General features: G+C 66.8%; 17 protein-coding genes and 1 pseudogene. 7 read left to right on the forward strand and 11 right to left on the reverse strand.

Translation table 11 applies throughout. The features are described 5' to 3' along the window. Positions 1-2 precede the first annotated feature (2 nt). Positions 3-818, reverse strand: coding sequence for an alpha/beta fold hydrolase (locus tag AC0GNO_RS14665; protein WP_472904558.1), 816 nt, complete (start codon positions 816-818; stop codon positions 3-5). Further along, positions 815-1,864: a 2,5-dihydroxypyridine 5,6-dioxygenase NicX family protein gene (locus tag AC0GNO_RS14670; RefSeq protein ID WP_472904465.1), complete on the reverse strand. Its 1,050-nt coding sequence runs from the start codon at positions 1,862-1,864 to the stop codon at positions 815-817. Before AC0GNO_RS14670 ends, AC0GNO_RS14665 begins: the two co-directional genes overlap by 4 nt. A gap of 87 nt (positions 1,865-1,951) precedes the next feature. On the opposite strand from AC0GNO_RS14670, the pseudogene AC0GNO_RS14675 reads away from it, so the two are divergent. Both AC0GNO_RS14675 and AC0GNO_RS14680 read left to right on the forward strand, forming a co-directional pair. Further along, positions 1,952-2,470 (forward strand): annotated as a pseudogene (locus tag AC0GNO_RS14675) (flavin reductase family protein); the annotation flags it as partial. A gap of 539 nt (positions 2,471-3,009) precedes the next feature. Then, complete coding sequence (locus tag AC0GNO_RS14680; protein WP_472904466.1) at positions 3,010-3,909, forward strand: DMT family transporter; 900 nt, start codon at positions 3,010-3,012, stop codon at positions 3,907-3,909. Between the two features lie 20 nt (positions 3,910-3,929). On the opposite strand, the gene AC0GNO_RS14685 is transcribed toward AC0GNO_RS14680, so the two are convergent. From AC0GNO_RS14685 to AC0GNO_RS14720, 8 genes are all read right to left on the reverse strand, one after another. Beyond that, positions 3,930-5,726: an NAD(P)/FAD-dependent oxidoreductase gene (locus tag AC0GNO_RS14685; RefSeq protein ID WP_472904467.1), complete on the reverse strand. Its 1,797-nt coding sequence runs from the start codon at positions 5,724-5,726 to the stop codon at positions 3,930-3,932. Between the two features lie 188 nt (positions 5,727-5,914). Continuing rightward, on the reverse strand, positions 5,915-7,837 hold the full coding sequence (locus AC0GNO_RS14690; RefSeq protein ID WP_472904468.1) for a sigma-54-dependent Fis family transcriptional regulator: 1,923 nt from the start codon (positions 7,835-7,837) through the stop codon (positions 5,915-5,917). 220 nt (positions 7,838-8,057) lie between these two features. After that, a complete protein-coding gene (locus AC0GNO_RS14695; RefSeq protein ID WP_472904469.1) occupies positions 8,058-8,822 on the reverse strand; it encodes a hypothetical protein in 765 nt (254 codons plus the stop codon). A gap of 116 nt (positions 8,823-8,938) precedes the next feature. Next, positions 8,939-9,505, reverse strand: coding sequence for a hypothetical protein (locus tag AC0GNO_RS14700; protein WP_472904470.1), 567 nt, complete (start codon positions 9,503-9,505; stop codon positions 8,939-8,941). Between the two features lie 457 nt (positions 9,506-9,962). Further along, positions 9,963-10,565, reverse strand: coding sequence for a lipocalin family protein (locus tag AC0GNO_RS14705; protein ID WP_472904471.1), 603 nt, complete (start codon positions 10,563-10,565; stop codon positions 9,963-9,965). Positions 10,566-10,638: 73 nt separating this feature from the next. Further along, positions 10,639-11,640, reverse strand: coding sequence for a tripartite tricarboxylate transporter substrate binding protein (locus tag AC0GNO_RS14710; RefSeq protein WP_472904472.1), 1,002 nt, complete (start codon positions 11,638-11,640; stop codon positions 10,639-10,641). Positions 11,641-11,770: 130 nt separating this feature from the next. After that, positions 11,771-11,947: a hypothetical protein gene (locus AC0GNO_RS14715; RefSeq protein WP_472904473.1), complete on the reverse strand. Its 177-nt coding sequence runs from the start codon at positions 11,945-11,947 to the stop codon at positions 11,771-11,773. A gap of 150 nt (positions 11,948-12,097) precedes the next feature. Beyond that, on the reverse strand, positions 12,098-14,209 hold the full coding sequence (locus AC0GNO_RS14720; protein WP_472904474.1) for an acetoacetate--CoA ligase: 2,112 nt from the start codon (positions 14,207-14,209) through the stop codon (positions 12,098-12,100). Positions 14,210-14,330: 121 nt separating this feature from the next. On the opposite strand from AC0GNO_RS14720, the gene AC0GNO_RS14725 reads away from it, so the two are divergent. Together AC0GNO_RS14725 and AC0GNO_RS14730 are read left to right on the forward strand one after the other, a co-directional pair. Beyond that, positions 14,331-14,816, forward strand: coding sequence for a DUF3237 domain-containing protein (locus AC0GNO_RS14725; protein WP_472904475.1), 486 nt, complete (start codon positions 14,331-14,333; stop codon positions 14,814-14,816). Between the two features lie 160 nt (positions 14,817-14,976). After that, positions 14,977-16,329, forward strand: coding sequence for a solute carrier family 23 protein (locus AC0GNO_RS14730; protein ID WP_472888976.1), 1,353 nt, complete (start codon positions 14,977-14,979; stop codon positions 16,327-16,329). Here AC0GNO_RS14730 and AC0GNO_RS14735 read toward each other — a convergent pair. Continuing rightward, positions 16,313-16,615, reverse strand: a complete 303-nt coding sequence (locus AC0GNO_RS14735) for a hypothetical protein (protein ID WP_472904476.1) — start codon at positions 16,613-16,615, stop codon at positions 16,313-16,315. The genes AC0GNO_RS14730 and AC0GNO_RS14735 overlap by 17 nt on opposite strands. Positions 16,616-16,756: 141 nt before the next feature. On the opposite strand from AC0GNO_RS14735, the gene AC0GNO_RS14740 reads away from it, so the two are divergent. The 3 genes from AC0GNO_RS14740 to AC0GNO_RS14750 all read left to right on the forward strand — a co-directional run bounded on the left by AC0GNO_RS14740 (position 16,757) and on the right by AC0GNO_RS14750 (position 18,320). Beyond that, positions 16,757-17,335 (forward strand): DJ-1/PfpI family protein, encoded by a 579-nt coding sequence (locus tag AC0GNO_RS14740; protein ID WP_472904477.1) that lies wholly within the window; start codon positions 16,757-16,759, stop codon positions 17,333-17,335. Positions 17,336-17,400: 65 nt separating this feature from the next. Continuing rightward, positions 17,401-17,802 carry a ribbon-helix-helix domain-containing protein gene (locus AC0GNO_RS14745; RefSeq protein WP_472904478.1) on the forward strand — a complete coding sequence of 134 codons (402 nt, stop codon included), beginning with the start codon at positions 17,401-17,403 and terminating at the stop codon, positions 17,800-17,802. 95 nt (positions 17,803-17,897) lie between these two features. Next, the gene (locus tag AC0GNO_RS14750; protein WP_472904479.1) at positions 17,898-18,320 is read left to right on the forward strand and encodes a hotdog fold thioesterase; all 423 of its coding nucleotides are present in this window, start codon (positions 17,898-17,900) and stop codon (positions 18,318-18,320) included. Positions 18,321-18,369 lie beyond the last annotated feature (49 nt).

Genomic DNA, 18,369 nt, shown 5'->3' on the forward strand with positions numbered 1-18,369 from the left:
GGTCAGTGGGTATCGGGCAAAGGCTTGGGCTCGGGCTCGCGCAGGAAAGCGAGCAGCAACGCATCGAATTCGTCGGGTGCTTCGAGGTTCATGAGGTGGCCGATGCCGGCGAGTTCGGCGTATCGGGCGCGCGGAATGGCGCCCGCCATCTGCTTCATCACCGCCGGCGCGGCCACGCGGTCGAACTCGCCGCCGAGCAGCAGCGTGGGCACGCGGATGTCCGCCAGCGCGGCCTGTCGGTCAAACGTCACCAGGCATTCGAGCGCGCGCCGGTAGGTGGCGGCGGGCACGCCGGCCATGCAGTGTTCGGCCAGTCGCGCGCCTTCGGGCAAGGCGCCCGGGCCGACCATCTGCGGCACCAGCGTGGCCGCCATGTCGGCCATGGTCTTGCCGGCGTCGAGCGGTGCGGTGCGCTGGCCGATGAACTGCTGCGCCCAGGCTTCGGCCGAGCGGCCGTCGGTGCGTTTGCCGAAGGCGGCCGAGGTGCCGCAGAGGATGAGCTTTTTCACTTTGTCGGGCCGGCGCGCGATCACCTCCTGCGCCACCATGCCGCCCATGCTGTGACCCAGCAACACCACGCTCTCACACCGCAGCGCGTCGATCAGGTCGATGCAGCTCTGCGCCAGCGCCTTGAAGGTATAGGGCTCGATGGGTGCGCTGCGGCCGTAACCCGGCATGTCCCAGGCCACCGCGCGGTAACCGGCCTGCGCCAGGGTTTCCACCTGCGGCGCGAACGCGAGGTGACCGCCACCGATGCCGTGCAGCATCAAGACCGTCGGGCCACTGCCCAAAGTGGTGAATTGCGGAAGCGGCATCAGTCGTTCACCTTTCCAGCGCTGACCACCACCGAGTCGTCCAGGGCCACGGTGCAGTTGCGCATCGGCCAGTCGAAATGGCCCCGCGTGTAGCGCCCGGCGGTTTCGTTGGCGCCGGTGCTGTAGAGGAAGTTGCCGGCGAAAGCGCGCAGCTCGGTGCCGTTGAAATCGCGCTTGTCGTAGAGCGCCATGCTGTCCCAGCGCGCGGCATCGTTCAGGCCATAGCCCACGTGGCTCACGGCGTACGCCTCTTTCTCCTGCCAGGCTTCAAAGTACGAACGCAACAGCTCGGCATCGACCCCCGTGCCTTCGATGCGGATCACGTAGTCGTTCTCGATCGTCAGCGCGATCGGCCGCTCGATGTAGCGCTTGAAGGTCAGGTTCACGTCGCCCTCGGCCAGCACCAGCGTGCCGTTGACGCTGCCCGCGGCGGGAAACGCCAGCACCAGACCACCGGGCCAGTGGGTCAGCGTGCCGGGGCGGGTGGTGGTGCCCCAGTTGCCGCCGGCCACCGCGCCCTGCAGCGCGATGCTGAGGTCGGTGCCCGCGGGCGAGGTCACGCGCATGGCCTTCGCGCCACGCAGGCGTTTCACATGGTTTTTCACGCGCGCTTCGGTCGCGTCGTCGGGTAGCAGGCGCGCCAGCGCTTCGGGGTGCTCGTTGCTCACGTAGACGATGCGCGGCTGCGTCGTGCCGTTGCCCTGCAGGATGGCCGGCAGTTCGGGCGCGTGCATCAGGCCCTCGACCGTACAGTCCACCACCAGGGTGCAGGCCTGCAGCGCCGCGATCACCGGGCCCAGCTGCTGGATGGCCGGTGTGGCGCCGGTGGAGCGCGTGACCGGCTCGCCGCGCGCGAACACCGACGGCAGGGTGAGCGTGAAGGCATCGGCCCCGACGCGCGCGACCGCGAGCCGCGCGAGCTCCATGAGCACCGGGCGGCTCTGGGTTTCACCGAGAATGGCAACCGTATCGCCCGGCTGCAGCGCACAGCGCTTCAAGACCAACTCAAAGGCGTCGATCCAGACGGGTTCGATCCGCTCCTGCAACATCGCTTGTCTCCTGTTTTGGGTCGGCTGCCATCAGGGGAATGGCACCAGCGGACACATTATTCATGAATTTTCATATAAATTGCAGCCATGTCCCCAGCCCGTAACGCCGGCCACCAGGCCCGCCCCCCCGATTTCTCACCGCGCGAATTCCGTGCCTCGCTGGGCATGTTCGCCACCGGCGTGACCATCGTCACCGCGCGCACCGCGTCCGGTGAACTGGCGGGCTTGACGGCCAGCTCGTTCAACTCGGTATCGCTCGACCCACCACTGGTGCTCTGGAGCCTGGCCCAGGCGGCCGGCTCGATGGCGGCGTTTGCCAACGGCCAGCACTACGCCATCAACGTGCTCGCGGCCGACCAGCAGGCCCTGGCCGAACGCTTTGCCGCGCGCGATGTGGACCGCTGGCAGGGGGTGGAATTTGTGGAAGGTGTCAGCGGTGCACCGCTGCTCACCGGCTGCGTTGCCACGTTCGAGTGCTTCAACCGCAGCCAGTACACCGAAGGCGATCACGTGATCTTCGTCGGCGAGGTCGAGCGCTGCAGCCGCCGCGCCGCCACCTCGCCCCTGCTCTACCACGGCGGCCGCTTCTACACCGAGCACCCCTTGCAGGGCTCACAGGCCGACCCGAGCGCGCCGCAGGCACCCGACGACCGCTTCGTCGGCAGCTACCTGGGCTACCTGCTCGGGCAGGCCAACCACGCCGTGTACCGCGACTTTGAAAACGCCATCACGGCGCAGGGCCTGACCCATATCGCCTGGCGCGTGCTCGCCGTGCTGCACGACGCGGCGCTGTCCCCCGACGAGCCGGCCGGCGTCGCCATCGGCCAGCTCGCCCACGACGTGCTCGCCAAACAGCCCACCGTGACCAAGCTGGTGCAGCGCATGGCCGAAGAAGGCCTGGTGGCGCTGCACGCCGACGCGGCGGACCAGCGGCGCACGCTGGTGCTCGCCACCGACACCGGACAGCGCATCGCCGCCGCGCTGATCGCCCAGGCGCGCGAGCAGGAAACCACCCTGCTCGCGCGCTGGTCGCCCCGCGAAGCCGAGACACTCAAGCGGCACCTTCAGCGCCTGGCCCAAGGGCGCTGAGCGCCCCTTTCCTTGGCGACAGCGCCGGCACGGCGCGCGCCCTACCATCCCTTTCCATGACCGCCGTCCAACGCAAAGACCACCTCGACACCCTGGCCATCACCCTGCTCGTGGCCTGCTGCGCCTTCTGGGGTTTCCAGCAGATCCTGATCAAGTTCGCCAGCCGGGAGATCCCGCCGCTGTGGCAGGCCTCGATCCGCATGGCCGGCGCCACCGCGCTGCTCTGGCTGTGGTGCCAGGTCCGCGGCGTCAAGCTGTTCCAGCGCGACGGTTCGCTGCACGGCGGGCTGATGGTGGGCCTGCTGTTCGCGGCCGAGTTCTGCCTGATCTACCTCGGTCTGCAACACACCAGCGCCTCGCGCCTGACCGTGTTCCTCTACACCAGCCCGTTCTGGGTGGCGGTGCTGCTGCCGCGTTTCGTGCCGGCAGAGTCGCTGCGCAGAACCCAGTGGATCGGCCTGGTGATCGCCTTCAGCGCGGTCGGCATCGCGTTCAGCGAAGCCTTCACGCACAGTTCGATGCCCGGCCAGTGGAAAGGCGACGCCATGGGCCTGGCCGCCGGCATGTTCTGGGGCCTGACCACCATCGCCATCCGCACCACGAAAGTGGCCACCGTGCAGGCCGAGAAGTCGCTGTTCTACCAGCTGGGGGTCACCGCCGTGGTCTGCCCGCTGATGTCGCTGGCGCTTGGCGAAACCTGGAGCTTCGACTACTCCACGCTGGCCTGGGGCTCGGTGTTCCTGCAGACCGCCGTGGGCGCCTTCGCCAGCTACCTGGCCTGGATGTGGATGCTGCGCCACTACCCCGCCACGCAGATGTCCACCTTCACCTTCCTCACGCCGCTGTTCGCGCTGGTCTTCGGCGTGGTGTTGCTGGGCGAGCCGCTGACGCTGCAGCTGGTGCTGGCGCTGGTGGGCGTGGCGGCCGGGATCGTGCTGGTCAGTCGCAAGGGCTGACCAGCACATCCGGGTGGATTTCAGCGCAGGTGGTGCACCGCCGCCTGCCCGTAGACCGGCGTGTCCAGCCCTTCGTAGCGCGCCTTCAGCTGCAGCGACAGGAACTGCGAGTAGTGGCGGCTCTGGTGCAGGTTGCCGCCGTGGATCCAGAGCTGCTTCTGGTTGGTGGGCTTCCACATGTTGCGCAGCTCGCCTTCCCACGGCCCCGGGTCTTTCGTCGTGCTCGATCCGAGACCCCAGACCTTGCCCACGCGGTCGGCCACCTCGGGTGACACGAGATCGGCGAGCCAGTGGTTCATCGAGCCATAGCCGGTGGCGTAGACCAGCAGGTCGGCGGGCAGCTCGGTGCCGTCGGTGAGCGTCACGCTTTTCGGGTTGATGCGCTCGATGTTGTTGTGGCTCTTGAGCTTGATGCTGCCGTTGGCCACCAGCTCGCTCGCGCCCACGTCGATGTAGTAGCCCGAGCCGCGGCGCAGGTACTTCATGAACAGGCCCGAACCGTCGTCGCCGAAGTCGAGCATGAAGCCCGCCTTCTCCAGCCGGCCGTACAGGTCGGCGTCGCGCTTCTTCATCTCGTCGTACACGGGGATGTGGAAGGTGTGCATGATCTTGTAGGGCACGCTGGCGAACACGAGATCGGCCTTGTGGTGGTCGATGCCGTTCTTCAGCGCTTCCTCGCTGTACAGCCCGCCGAGCGCCAGCTCCATCAGCGAATCGGACGGCGCGATGTGCGTGCTGGTGCGCTGGACCATGGTCACGTCGGCGCCGTTTTCCCAGAGGGCCGCGCAGATGTCGTGGGCCGAGTTGTTCGAGCCGAGCACCACCGCCTTCTTGCCCTGGTACTGCTCGGGGCCGGTGTGCTTGCTGGAGTGGTGCTGGTCGCCCTCGAAGCTCTCGGCGCCGGGGATCTTGGGCACGTTGGCGTAGCCCGACACACCGAGCGCGAACACCAGCTGCTTGGGCCGCAGCGTCACCTCTTCGCCGTCGCGGTCCACCACCACTTCCCACTCGCCCTTGGCCTCGTTGAAGGTGGCCTTCTTCGCGGTGGTCGAGCCCCAGTAGTTGATCTCCATGACCTTGGTGTACATCTCCAGCCAGTCGCCCACCTTGTCTTTCGGCGCGAACACCGGCCAGTCGTCGGGGAAGGGCATGTAGGGCAGGTGGTCGTACCAGACCGGGTCGTGCAGGCACAGCGTCTTGTAGCGGTTGCGCCAGCTGTCGCCGGCCCGCGGGTTCTTCTCGATCACGATGGTCGGCACGCCCAGCCGGCGCAGCCGCGCGGCGAGGATGATGCCGCCCTGGCCGCCGCCGATGATCACCGTGTACGGCTGCTCGTCGTAGCCCAGGCGCGCCTCTTCTTCGTGGCGCCGCTCCAGCCAACTCTTGCGGCCCTGCTGCGCGCCGTGCTCCGCGCCCTTGATGCGGCGCGTGCCCTTCTTTTCTTCAAAGCCCTTGAGCTCGACCATGGTGGTCAGCAGCGTCCAGGCCTTGTCGTTTTTCAAGCGCAGGTGGCCGCGCCCGCGCGAGACCCTGGTCTCGAAGGTGAACCAGGCGTCGGTCACGCCGTCGGCCTCGGTGGCCTCGCCGTCGAGCTGGAAGTTGGACGCGCCGGTTTCGGCCTGGCGCGCCGCGAGCATGTCGCGCACGGCCTCGTGGCCTTCCTGCGTGCGGATGTTCCAGGTGAATGCCACCAGGTCGCGCCAGTAGCAATCGGCGTCGAACAGCGGCAATACGGACTCGGGTTGGCCGGATGCCAGGGCGGCGCCGAAGGCGTCCAGCCAGCGTTGAGCCCGCTGGGAGGGCGTGGTGTCGGTCATGGGTCTTGTCTCCTGTGGATGCCGGCCTCGATGCGGACCGGTACCCTTCCCTTCTCAAGACCCGTGCCATGTGGTGGACACGCGCAAGTGCTTGATTTGCCGAGACTTCCAGAAGCGGTGCGGGTGTCACACCCCGTGCACCTGTCACCCATCGAAGTGACAGGTGTCACAGCCCTTCGAGCAGGCGTTCAGTGGAGCGAGGGATCGTCCTGCCTGTTCGGAGGAACGATGCCGCCGCGCTTCATCCGCCGGTACAGCGTCATGCGAGAAAGCCCCATGTCCCGCGCCACCGCGCTCACGTTCCAGTGCGCCGCGCGCAGCGCCTGCAACAGCGCCTCAGGTCCGTCGTCGTGCGCCGCTTCAACGGCGGCGTTGGCACGCAGCTCCAGCCGACCCGCCTGCAACTCAGGCAGATCGTCCAGGTCGATCGCTCCATCCGCGCACAAGCTCCCCGCGTAGTCCAGCACGTTGCGCAGCTCGCGCAGGTTGCCCGGCCAAGGGTGGCTCATCAGCCGCTGCAGCGCGGCGGGCGTGAGCGAGCGCCCGCCCAGCAGGCGCGTGATCATGGCGCCCAGGTCGCTGCGCTCGCGCAGCGGCGGCAGCTGGATGTGCGCGCCCTTGAGGCGGTAGTACAGGTCGTCGCGGAAGCGGCCTGCGAGCACCAGCGATTCCAGCGGCGCGTGCGTCGCCGCGATCACGCGGATGTTCACCGGCACCGGCCGCGTCGCGCCCACCGGCAGCACCTCGCGCTCCGACAGCACGCGCAGCAGCCGCGCCTGCAGCGCCAGCGGCATGTCGCCGATCTCGTCGAGGAACAGCGTGCCGCCATCGGCCTCGGCGATCAGGCCGCGCTTGCCCTTGGGCGAGGCGCCCGAGAAGCTGCCCGGCAGGTGGCCGAACAGCTCGCTCTCGATCAGGTGCTCGGGGATGGCCGCGCAGTTCACCGCCACGAAAGGCCGCGCGCGCCGCTCGCTGCTGGCGTGGACCGCCTTGGCAAAAAACTCCTTGCCCGACCCCGTCTCGCCCGTGATCAGCAGGCTGATCGGCGTGTTCACCAGCCGCGCCACGCGCTCCACCTGCCGGTCCAGCGTGGCGTCGCCCGCCGAGAGCGCGGCCAGCGGCACCGGCACCGCGCGTTCGCGCTGCGCGGCGGCCACCGGGCGCGGCGGTGGCGGCACGGCCGAGAGAAACAGCAGCTGCCGCCCGCCCGCGAGCATCACCGCGCGCTGGTCAGACGGCTGCGTCAAGACGAAGCGGCCGATCTGGCTGAACGGCAGCTCGAACAGCGCTTCAAAACTGCGCCCCACCAGCGGCATAGCGTGCACCGCCCGGCCCTGCAACGCCAGCTGCGCGCGCCGGTTGTGGCCCACCACGCGGCCGTTCGCGTCCAGCGCCAGCAGGTACTCGGGCTGCACGTCCAGGAACTGCGGCGCCGCCGAGAGCCGCAAGATCCAGTCGTGCCGGTGACGGTGCAGAAAGGCCGCGTGCTCGATGTCGTGCGCCGTCATCTTCACCAGCTGCAGCGCCAGGTGCTGGCTGCTCTTGGGCTGGCTGGAACTGAGCTGCGAAATGTCCAGCACCGCGCTCAGCTCGCCCGCGCTGTCGTATACCGGCGCGGTGGTGCAGGTGAGCGGGATGTGGGTGGCGTCAAAGTGGTCGTCCAGGTGCACGGTGAGCGCCTCGCCGGTGCTGATGCAGGTGCCCACGCCGCAGGTGCCCGCGTGGTGCTCGCTCCAGTCCGCGCCGAGGTAGAGGCCCGCCTTGCGCAGGCTGGGCTCGAACACCAGGTCGCCCAGAAAGTCCACCGTCACGCCGCGCGCGTCCGTCAGCAGCACCACATAACCCAGCCCCGCCACCTTGCTGTAAAGCGCCTCCAGCCCGTGGCGCGCGATCTGCAGCAGCGCCTCCATCTGGTCCTGGTGCTCGCGCAGCCGCGCCTGCGGCAGGATGACGGCCTCCTGCATGCGCGTCGGGTCCAGCCGGTGCTGCTGCACACAGCGCAGCCACGAATCGCGGATCACCTGCTCATGCCCCGCCGCGGCCTGCGCGTCTGCGCCGTCGGTGGCCACCTGCATCACGGTGGCGATGTGCTGGTGCTGGGTGGTGGACATGGCGCGACTCCGGGTGAAAGGCTGGCGGGCGAGCCTTGCACCTTGGGGGGAGCGCGGGGTGGTGTCAATGGTGGGTTTACCCGGGGTGGGGTGGACTGGGCTTTGTCGGCCAGTAGTAGTCCGTCCTCATGCGGTAAAAAAGGCGCTCAACCGGCTTGACCGAAGGGTTGAGCGTCACACGGCAGTGTCTTGCTCATTGTTCGGGTAAGCGGCGTTGGCGTTAAGCCGCTGAGGGTCCGCTTGACCGGTCACCGAGTTTCCAGACGCGCACTTGGTCGTGCACAGAATTGAAGAAGTACGTTCTGTCAAATGCACTTCCGAGACGGCCAATATCCGGAAGACTGTTGGGATCGAAAAACTGAGATGGTTGGTTGCCCTCCACGGCTAGAAGAAGCCAAACCTCATCCAGTTTCGAGCGATATATTGGAAGCTTGTGGTTCTTTGCCGCAATGGCTTCTGCGAGGAGTTCCTCTGACAGGGATGCTCGCCAACCCGCGCGGGCTACGAACCAATGGGCCATGCTTGCCTGTGGCACAGAGATAACGGTAACAAACGCTATTGCGTCCAAGTCGGGATCTTCGTAGTCGTTTCGCCATTGCGTGTGGACTCCGGGAATCAGCGACATCTGAAGGACGAGTTTGCAGAGGCTTCTTGCTGTGGCATCCCTGTCGAGGGTTCTGATATTGATTCCCTCGAAGAAGGCGACGTTGACGTGTACGAAGCTCTTGGCCTCCGCTTCGTAGATGCGCCTTGCAGCCCAGACAATTCGGTCGGTCAGATTCTCTTGTGCTCTCGAGGGAACGCTGCTACCGACTGCGGGGCGGTAGAGCTCAGTGAGTTCAATTCCTACCCTCCTGCCATCGAGTTCAAGAATGAAATCCGGCGACTCTGAGTCCTCAACAGCTTTGACTGGAAGGCTCGCGACGTCAAGGAATAATGACAGAAGGTGTCGCTCGCGTTGCTTCCGAATGGCTGCGCGGTGCATTTTGTGATGCCTAACGTGTAACTAGGGACACGCCGAAGGCGCGTCACAGCGACCCGAGGGAGCGAACTTGAGCGAGAGGCCGCGCTCGGCGCTACCCGGGCAGGGGATTGCTCGCACTACTTCTGCCTACCCTTGAAGTAGCTTTGTCGAGCCTGAGCGCTCGCCTCAAAGTCGCGAAAAGGCGACTCGGTTATGGACTCGTCTACGACGAAGTTGCGATCAAAGACGACGAAACCACCAAACAGACCAGCCACTGCGCCAATCAACCCGAGCGCCATCAAGACCAACTCGCTGTGAACTGAAAAGTGAAACGAGGCGATATAGATGGCGAGCAATCCGCCAAAAGTGGCACCGTAGATACCGAAGGATGTGCTTTTTGAGGCTGCGCCGGGAGACAGCATTCCTTTACCTTGTTCACGTGCTTCGCGTAGTGCGACTTCGTGTGCTTGGACTTTCAGTTTCGAACGATCGGCCTCCTCGGATTCCGTTGCTTCGCGCCGATTGGCAGCATCTATGTACTCGAAAACGTCAACGGGGATCATTCGAGTCCACTCGGCCAACCTTTGCTCGGTTGCATGTAGGTCGCGTTGCAACGCAGCGATCTCCTTTTCGCTCTCGGCAATGCGCTCAGCCTTGAATTGCTTCGCTGCTTGCAGCTTGGCTCGGAGTTCCTCTTCAGTCATGGCAGATTATGTGGTGGTCCGAAGATGTCGTGTGTAAGCCCGGCCTAACTTTGTCGCCTACGCCGATTTCTGCACAGGCGCCATTCCTTCGCCACGCACTGGCTCCGATATACGCAGGGTGCAGAAACTGCTGGGACCTTCTGGCCGCTTCCTCCACCATGATCTGCTCACATGCTGGATGCCATTGAACTTGTGCCTTGAGGAACCGCCTTGCGAGCTATGGGTGAGTGTCTGCTCGGATCGAAAAGAGCGAACTGACGCCAAGCCTTCTCACTCAAGGCAACGCCCCCGCCCAACCGCTCGTTCGGATATTGGCCCAGCGCCAGCGCCTGCAACCCGCACCAGCCAATCAACCAGCCAACGGTCTGAATGCAGAAGTCCCAGGCCAGCCACCAGAGCGCTCACAGCCCACCGAGCACGAGGCCTCTGGGCGCGTCCAGCCAGTCGGTGGGGTCGATCAATCAGGCTTCCCGGTTTGGGCGGTCCGTTCCAGCTTCGAAAGATCAAACCCCTTCGCCTGCAACCGCCCCAGCAAGGCCTGATACGCCCCCGCCTCCACCGTCGGCGTGCGCGACAGAACCCACAGGTATTCGCGCTTCGGTTCGCTCACGGCGACCAGCTGGTAGTCCGCATCGAGGTCGATCACCCAGTAGTTGCCCCAGACCATGGGCAGCCACGACAGCCAGGCGGGGGCGAAGCGCACTTCGAGTTTGGGCGAATCGGCGGGGCCGTCCTGGCGCGCGCGGCCCACGGCTTCGGCCACTTCGCCGTTGGCCTGGCGGCAGCGGTTGATGACGTCGAGCTGGCCGTCGTCGCGCAGCCGGTACAACGCACTCGTGTCGGCCACGCACTGGCGCTGGAAGCGGTTGGGGTATTTCGCGATTTCGTACCAGGTGCCCAGGTAGCGGCCGACGTCGAGCCGGCCTATGGTCTGGAGCGGCTCGGGTGGCGCGGAGGTCTGCGCCGGTGCGGCGAGTGGCGACAGCAGGGCCAGCGCGAGGGCCAGCTGCAGCAGCGTGGGCGATGGGGTGAACGAAGGGGCGGTGGTGGGCGAGGTCATGGCATCGGGTGGGTTGGGCTCAGTGTGCCCGGTTCCCACACGGCGCGATGTCTGCCACCGCACCCAGGCCGCCTCAGCTTTTCTTCGCCAGCCCCAGCCGCTCGATGGTCGCCTTCTCGGTCTTGAAGGTGCGCTCGCCGTAGGCCGTGTAGTCGGCCGTGCTCATGTAGACCGTGGGCATGAAAAACTTGTCCAGCGTCTCCTGCACCTTGGCGTCGTCCAGGGTCTTCTTGAACGCGTCGTGCAGCACCTTGACCACGGCCGGGTCCATGCCCTTGGGGCCGCCAATGCCAAAGGGCGATTCGGTGATGGTGTCCCAACCGCTTTCCTTGACCGTGGGCACGTCGGGGAAGGCCTTGTTGCGGTTGCTGCCCAGCGTGGCGAGCAGGCGCAGTTTGCCGCTCTGCACGTGTGGCGCGAATTCGGTGGTGCCGCTCATCATGCGGATGTGGCCGCCCAGGATGGCCTGCATGATTTCGGCCGAACCCTTGAACGGGATCGGGTTGAGCTGGATGCCGGCTTTCTCGCTGAACTCTTCGATCGCGAGGTGCGGCGTGGTGCCCGTTCCCGTGTGGCCGTATTCGAGTTTGCCGGGGTTGGCCTTGGCGTAGGCCACCATCTCCTTGAGGGTCTTGAACGGTGCGTCCGCCGTGCAGGCGATGCCGAAGGTGTAGCCGGTGAGGCAGACGATGTGGCTGATGTCCTGCACCGGGTCGAACGGCATCTTCTGCATGTGCGGCAGGCGGTAGATGCCCAGCGGCAGCTGCGTGAGCGTGTAGCCGTCGGGAGCGGCGCCAACCATGGCGGCCGCGCCCAGCGTGCCGCCCACACCGGGTTTGTTCTCGATGATCACGGGCACGCCCAGCGTCTTGCTGGCGCTGTCCGCGAAGGCGCGCATGACCCCGTCGCTGCTGCCACCGGCGGGCCAGGGCGCGATCAGCTTGATGGGGCGGCTGGGGAACTTGTCCTGTGCGAACGCGTGTGCCGGCAGGAGGGCCGGAGCAGCCACGGCGGCAGCGGCCGACAGGATCTGGCGGCGGTTGAAGTGGGCGGGGCGGCTGGACGGGTGGCTCATGCGGTGTCTCCTGTTGCAATGAAGTGAGACACGCAACATAGAACCAGCGGGCCCAACCGTGAATGGGGTAGGCCCGGTGCTGCCTCCGGAATCCGTCACCCGCGCGACGCAGGCTCAGGTCTTCAAGCCTTCAAGCGGCGGTCTTCTCGCCCAGCAGGTCGTCGGCCTTGCCGAGCGGCTCGCCGTCGTCCAGGGTCTGCCAGTCGCTGGTGAGCAGCTCCATCAGCGCCTGGTCCAGGGTGTCGATATCAATGTCCAGAGGCTCGACCAAGCCCTCAGGCTGCAAACGGGAAGGTCCGCGGTTCATCTGGGTCCTCCGATCTGATCGACAGCTCGCGCCGGACACGGCGAACGACGGTGCGATCACCACCCGAGTGTTCTGCAAAGCGGGCGCCTTGACCAGTATCAAACCGTTTCAACATGTGAAGGGCCCGACCGGCCTTGCACGCTGAGGACTTCAGATGCGGGTGGCATCGGCCCGCCGGTGCGCGAATTCCACGTACCAGTCCAGACAGCCGGGGTTGGCCATGGCCTCCTTGTTGATCACCTTGTCCAGCGGCTGGCCGAGCAGCAGTTTCTTGATCGGCAGTTCCTGCTTCTTGCCCGAGAGCGTGCGCGGGATTTCGGCCACCTGCAGGACTTCGTTGGGCAGGAAGCGCGGTGACAGCGCGGTGCGGATGGCGCCGTTGATCCTGGCCGTCATCGGATCGTCCAGCGTGAGCCCCGGGCGCAGCACCACGAACAGCGGCATGTAGCTTTCGCGGCCGAGGTATTCGAGGTCCACGACCATCGAGTCCAGCACCTCGGGCAGCGCTTCGACGGCGCTGTAGAGCTCGCTCGTGCCCATGCGCAGGCCGTGGCGGTTGATGGTGGCGTCGGAGCGGCCGTAGATGACGCAGGAGCCGTCGGGGTGGATGCGCAGCCAGTCGCCGTGGCGCCAGACGGCGCCGGCGTCTGCGGCGAGATCACCACCACCCGGTTTGCGACCGTGCCCTGGCGGGTACATGTCGAAGTAGCTGCCGAGCAGGCGCTGGTTGTCCTTGTCGCCGACGAAGTACAGCGGCATGGACGGGATGGGTTGCGCGCAGACCAGTTCGCCCACTTCGTCGATGACGGGCTGGCCCTGTTCGTTCCACGACTCGACCGCGCAGCCCATCAGACGGCACTGCATGCGGCCTGGCGTTTGCGGCAGTTCGCGGTGGCCGCCGATGAAGGCGCCGGCGAAGTCGGTGCCGCCGGAGATGTTGCACCACCAGATGTCGCGCTGCGCATCGTTTGCAGCGATGGCCGCGAACTGCGCAGTGCCCCAGTTCTGCGCATCCTCCGACAGCGGCGAACCGGTCGTGCCCAGTGCCCTCACCTGCGACAGATCACCGCAGGTCGACAGGTCCACGCCCGCCTTCAGACAGTTCGCAAAAAACGCCGCGCCGGCGCCGAAGAAGGTCACGCCGAGTTCGGACGCAAAGCGCCAGAGCGTGGTCCAGTCGGGACTCTCTTTCGCCCCGCCGGGGTTGCCGTCGTAGAGCACGCAGGTGGTGCCGTTGAGCAGGCCGCTGGTCTGTGCGTTCCACATCACCCAGCCGGTCGAGCTGTACCAGTGGTAACGCTCGCCCCAGCTGTTGGGCGCGTAGCTGCAGCCCACGTCGTTGTGGATGATCTTCAGTGCCATCGCCACGATGACCGTGCCGCCGTGGCCGTGCACGATGGGCTTGGGCAGGCCGGTGGTGCCGCTGCTGTAGACGATCCACAGCGGGTGGTCGAACGGCAGCCACAGCGGCTCGAAAGCGGCGGTGGCCGCGTCGTAGCGCGCGGTGGCGGTGCTGAAGGCGGTGCAGGGTTGGGCGGCTTCGAGCGCGCGGTCCACCGCGGCCGGGTCGTCGGCCAGGTTGGTGTGCAGGATCACGTGGCGCACCGTGGGCAGCGCCGTGCGCAGTTCGGCCACCACGGACAGGCGGTCGAAATCCTTCATGCCGTAGGTCACGCCGTCGCAGGCGATCAACACCACCGGCTCGATCTGTTTGAAGCGGTCGAGCACGGCGTTGGTGCCCATGTCGGGTGCGCACACGCTCCACACCGCGCCGATGCTCACCACCGCGAGAAAGGCGACCATGGTCTCGGGGATGTTGGGCAGGTAGGCGGCCACGCGGTCGCCGGGCTGTACGCCCTGGGCCTGCAGGTGCAGCGCGAGCGACGCGACCTGGCGGCGCAGCTGGGGCCAGCTCAGTTCGACATGGCGCCCCTTTTCGTTGCGGCTGACGATGGCCGGGAAGCCCGCGGCATGGGCCGGCATCACATGGCGCAAGACCTGCTGCGCGTAGTTGAACTGCGCGCCCGGGAACCACTTCGCCCCCGGCATCACGTTGCGCTCCAGCACCGCCGTGTGCGGCGTGGGCGACTGCATCTCGAAGTAGTCCCAGATGCTTTGCCAGAAGGCGTCGAGATCGGTGGTGGACCAGCGCCAGAGCGCGTCGTAGTCGTCGAACCGCAGGCCGCGGTGTTCCGCGAGCCATTGCTGGTAGAGGCGTATCTGGGGAATGTGGGGCGCGGGGGTGCCCGGCGTGGTGCTCATGGTGGCTCGCTCTTGGTTCGGGCCCTGGGGGCCTGTTGTCTCCGTCTGCCGCGAGGGTAGCAGCGCACCCCTGACCGCGCCACTGCCGAGGTGACAGGGCCCCCTGCGGTATAACCCGCGCATGCTTCTGCCCACCCCCACACTCGAACCCGCTCTGGACCTGACCGTCTTCGTCGCCGCGCCCATCGAGGCGGGCGAGATCACGGGGCTCAACAGCCGCGGCAAGCGCCGCATCATCCCCATCATAGGGGGCTCGGTCAGCGGTGCCATCCACGGCCGCGTGCTGCCCGGCGGCGCCGATTTCCAGCTCGTGGTGAGCGACACCTGCGCCGACCTTGACGCGCGTTACCTGCTGCAGCTGGACGACCCCGACTGGGCAGGCGCCCATGTGTTCGTGCAGAACCGCGCGCTGCGCCGCGGCTCGCCGGAAGACATCGCCAAGCTGGTGCGCGGCGAGCCGGTGGACCCGGCCGCCATCTACTTCCGCTGCGCGCCGACCTTCGAGGTCTCGCACCCGGCGCTGGCCTGGATGACACAGAGCCTCTTCATCGGCACCGGTGCGCGTTTCCCCGATCGGGTCGAGATGCGATTCTTCCGCGTGGCCTGACGCGTATCAAGGCGCGTGCACCGGCCGCGACGCCAAGATTGCAGCGGCCCTGTCCCGCCCGCGTCGCGCCTGTTGCAACGCAGCATGCGTGCCCTCAGACCACCCGGCAGAATCGCCGCCACCCGACACCCGCTTTCCACAACCACAACAAGGAGTTTTCATGGGCATGTTCAGCTGGACAGAAAAGTCATCGGCCACGCTCGACGGCGGTGGCGTCATCGCCCCCGACGAGCGCCTGCCATGGCCGCAGACCATGGTCATGGGTGTGCAGCATGTCATTGCCATGTTCGGCGCCACCGTGCTCGCGCCCCTCCTGATGGGCTTCGATCCCAACGTCGCCATCCTCATGAGCGGCATCGGCACGCTCATCTTCTTCTTGATCACCGGCGGCAAGGTGCCGAGCTACCTGGGGTCGAGCTTCGCCTTCATCGGCGTGGTGATCGCGGCCAGCGGCTACGCCGGCCCCGGCCCCAACGCCAACCTGGGCGTGGCGCTGGGCGGTATCGTCATCTGCGGTCTGGTGTACACCGTCATTGGCTTCATCGTGCACGCCACCAATGTCCGTCACACCAGGTCCACGCCCATGGCCGGCATGGAAGTGGAAGAAGTGGAAGAAGGCGTGGCCGTGCACTGGATCGAGCGCCTCATGCCGCCGGTGGTGACCGGCACGGTGGTGGCCGTCATCGGCCTGAACCTCGCCGCCATCCCGATCAAGAACATGGCTCCCACCGGCTTCGACGCCTGGATGCAGGCCGTCACCTTCATCAGTGTCGGCCTGGTGGCCGTGTACACGCGCGGCATGACGCAGCGCCTGCTGGTCCTGGTCGGTCTGATCGTGGCCAGCGTGATCTACGCCGTGCTGACCAACGGCCTGGGCCTGGGCAAGGCGATCGACCTCTCGGGCATTGCCAGCGCGGCCTGGTTCGGTTTGCCGACGTTTGCCGCGCCGGTGTTCGAGGCCCAGGCGATCCTGCTGATCGCACCGGTGGCGCTGATCCTGGTGGCCGAGAACCTGGGCCACATCAAGGCCGTGAGCGCCATGACCGGGCGCGACCTCAACCCCTACCTGGGCAAGGCCTTCATCGGCGACGGCGTGGCCACCATGGTCAGCGGCGCCTCGGGTGGCACCGGGGTGACCACCTACGCCGAGAACATCGGCGTCATGGCCGCGACCAAGATCTACTCCACCGCCATCTTTTTCGTCGCCGGCATCATGGCCATCGTGCTCGGTTTCAGCCCCAAGTTCGGCGCGCTGATCCAGGCCATTCCGCTGGCCGTGATGGGCGGCGTGTCCATCGTGGTGTTCGGCCTGATCGCCATCGCAGGCGCCAAGATCTGGGTCGACAACAAGGTTGATTTCTCCAACAACAAGAACCTGCTGGTGGCGGCGATCCCCCTGGTGCTGGGCACCGGCGACTACACGCTGCGTTTCGGCGAATTTGCGCTCGGCGGCATCGGTACCGCCACCTTCGGCGCAATCGGGCTCTACGCCCTGCTCAACCGCAAGGGCTGAGCGGCAGAGCACGGAGCACCACCCCGGGGCATGGAACGGTGCCGCCCGCTGGAGCGGGCACCGGCGCCACCACCAGCTGGCCATTCACCACGCGCGCGACGTCGTAGGTGGCGTCCTGCCGTTCGTGGTCGTCACCGGTGAGTCTGGCTTCGTTGAAGCGGCCCTTCAGGCCCGACGAGAACGACTCGGCGGCGTTGCTGGAGATCCCGGAGCCAAACAGGTCGCGCGTCACGCCCATGTGGAAACTGGCCTTGCGCAGCAGCTGGCGGTCGCTGGACAGGTCCACGTTGTTGGGGATGTTCAGATCGCCGCCTGGCCCCCCGGCGCCGATCAGGGCAAACCCCCATGCCTGCAGCAGCGGGCTGTTACCTCCGCCACCGGCCGCGCTCCAACAATCGTCTCCACCCCCAACCACCAGGAGACGAGCATGGGCAAAAAACTGTTGATGATCTGCGGCGACTACTGCGAAGACTACGAAACCATGGTGCCGTTCCAGGCGCTGCAGGCGGTGGGCCACACGGTGCACGCCGTCGCACCCGACAAGAAGGCCGGCGACTTCATCCACACCGCCATCCACGATTTCGAGGGCGCGCAGACCTACAGCGAAAAGCCCGGCCACCGCTTCACGCTCAACGCCACGTTCGCCGACGTGAAGCCCGAGAGCTACGACGGCCTGGTGATTCCCGGCGGGCGCGGCCCCGAGTACCTGCGCATGCACGCCAGCGTGATGGCGCTGGTCAAACACTTCACCGGCAGCGGCAAACCGGTGGCCGCCGTCTGCCACGGCGCGCAGCTGCTGGCGGCCACGGGCGACATCCAGGGCCGCACCATCTCGGCCTACCCGGCCTGCCAGGTGGAGGTGGAACTCGCGGGCGCCACCTACGCCCACATCGCGGTGGACGAAGCCGTGACCGACGGCCCCTTCGTCACCGCGCCCGCCTGGCCGGCGCACCCGGCGTGGATCGCGCAGTTCCTGGTGGTGCTGGGCACGAAGATCACGCATTGATGTGAATCACCCGCGCCTGAAGCCGCCGACAATGCGGCTTCGTCCGCCCACGCAGGAGTGCTGCCATGTGTGAAGTCTTCATCAGCGCCGACCCCGAGAGCTACGCCAGCCGCACCCGCTCGGTGCGGCTGCACGGCGTGGTGACCAGCATCCGGCTGGAGAACCTCTACTGGGACGTGCTCAGCGAGATTGGCGAGCGCGACGGCATGGCGGTGGTCGCGCTGATCGAGAAGCTCTACGACGAGCTGGTGGCCGCGCGCGGCGAGGTCGGCAACTTCGCGTCCTTCCTGCGCGTGAGCGCGCTGCGCTACATGGCCTTGCAGGCCCACGACCGCATCCCCATGGACAACGCGGTGCCGATCCGCTCGCTCGACGCGCGCGCCGTGCTGCACGCGCTGCCGGCGCACTGGGCGCTGCCGTCCCCGGCGGTGTCGGGCACGGTGGTGGCGCTGCGCCGCAAGGGTTGAGCGGCGGGCACAGGTGACACCCGGCGCTGTGCGCGCCGGTGGTGGGCCGCTACAGTGTGGCGATTCCTCCCCCAAACCGCAGCCTGTTCAGCCCCATGACCCTCTGGAAAAAACCGATCTCCGTCGAAGAACTCACCGCCATCCACGTGGGCACCGCCGTGCAGCACCTGGGCATCGAATTCCTGGCCGTCGGCGACGACTTCATCCGCGCCCGGGTGCCGGTGGACACCCGCACGAAACAGCCCTACGGCCTGCTGCACGGCGGCGTGAGCGTGGTGCTGGCCGAAACCCTGGGCTCGTGCGGCGCGGCCTACAGCTGCCCCGAAGGCCACCGCGCCGTGGGCCTGGACATCAACGCCAACCACCTCAAGGGCGCCACCAGCGGCTGGGTCACCGGCGTCACGCGGCCGGTGCACATCGGCCGCACCACCCAGGTCTGGCAGATCGACCTCACGAACGAGGCCGGCGAGCTGACCTGCGTCTCGCGCATCACCATGGCGGTGCTGGCGCCGCGTTAGGGACGGATTGCAGGGGTTGACGTTTTTTGTTACAAAACCGATAGGCAAG

It is taken from the genome of Hydrogenophaga sp. L310, assembly GCF_055703065.1.

What these genes read in the sequence shown, in the direction of transcription:
- AC0GNO_RS14670 (WP_472904465.1), bottom strand. Translation starts at nt 1,864, where the DNA reads ATGTTGCAGGAGCGGATCGAACCCGTCTGGATCGACGCCTTTGAGTTG.
- AC0GNO_RS14680 (WP_472904466.1), top strand. Translation starts at nt 3,010, where the DNA reads ATGACCGCCGTCCAACGCAAAGACCACCTCGACACCCTGGCCATCACC.
- AC0GNO_RS14685 (WP_472904467.1), bottom strand. Translation starts at nt 5,726, where the DNA reads ATGACCGACACCACGCCCTCCCAGCGGGCTCAACGCTGGCTGGACGCC.
- AC0GNO_RS14690 (WP_472904468.1), bottom strand. Translation starts at nt 7,837, where the DNA reads ATGTCCACCACCCAGCACCAGCACATCGCCACCGTGATGCAGGTGGCC.
- AC0GNO_RS14695 (WP_472904469.1), bottom strand. Translation starts at nt 8,822, where the DNA reads ATGCACCGCGCAGCCATTCGGAAGCAACGCGAGCGACACCTTCTGTCA.
- AC0GNO_RS14700 (WP_472904470.1), bottom strand. Translation starts at nt 9,505, where the DNA reads ATGACTGAAGAGGAACTCCGAGCCAAGCTGCAAGCAGCGAAGCAATTC.
- AC0GNO_RS14705 (WP_472904471.1), bottom strand. Translation starts at nt 10,565, where the DNA reads ATGACCTCGCCCACCACCGCCCCTTCGTTCACCCCATCGCCCACGCTG.
- AC0GNO_RS14710 (WP_472904472.1), bottom strand. Translation starts at nt 11,640, where the DNA reads ATGAGCCACCCGTCCAGCCGCCCCGCCCACTTCAACCGCCGCCAGATC.
- AC0GNO_RS14715 (WP_472904473.1), bottom strand. Translation starts at nt 11,947, where the DNA reads ATGAACCGCGGACCTTCCCGTTTGCAGCCTGAGGGCTTGGTCGAGCCT.
- AC0GNO_RS14720 (WP_472904474.1), bottom strand. Translation starts at nt 14,209, where the DNA reads ATGAGCACCACGCCGGGCACCCCCGCGCCCCACATTCCCCAGATACGC.
- AC0GNO_RS14725 (WP_472904475.1), top strand. Translation starts at nt 14,331, where the DNA reads ATGCTTCTGCCCACCCCCACACTCGAACCCGCTCTGGACCTGACCGTC.
- AC0GNO_RS14730 (WP_472888976.1), top strand. Translation starts at nt 14,977, where the DNA reads ATGGGCATGTTCAGCTGGACAGAAAAGTCATCGGCCACGCTCGACGGC.
- AC0GNO_RS14740 (WP_472904477.1), top strand. Translation starts at nt 16,757, where the DNA reads ATGGGCAAAAAACTGTTGATGATCTGCGGCGACTACTGCGAAGACTAC.
- AC0GNO_RS14745 (WP_472904478.1), top strand. Translation starts at nt 17,401, where the DNA reads ATGTGTGAAGTCTTCATCAGCGCCGACCCCGAGAGCTACGCCAGCCGC.
- AC0GNO_RS14750 (WP_472904479.1), top strand. Translation starts at nt 17,898, where the DNA reads ATGACCCTCTGGAAAAAACCGATCTCCGTCGAAGAACTCACCGCCATC.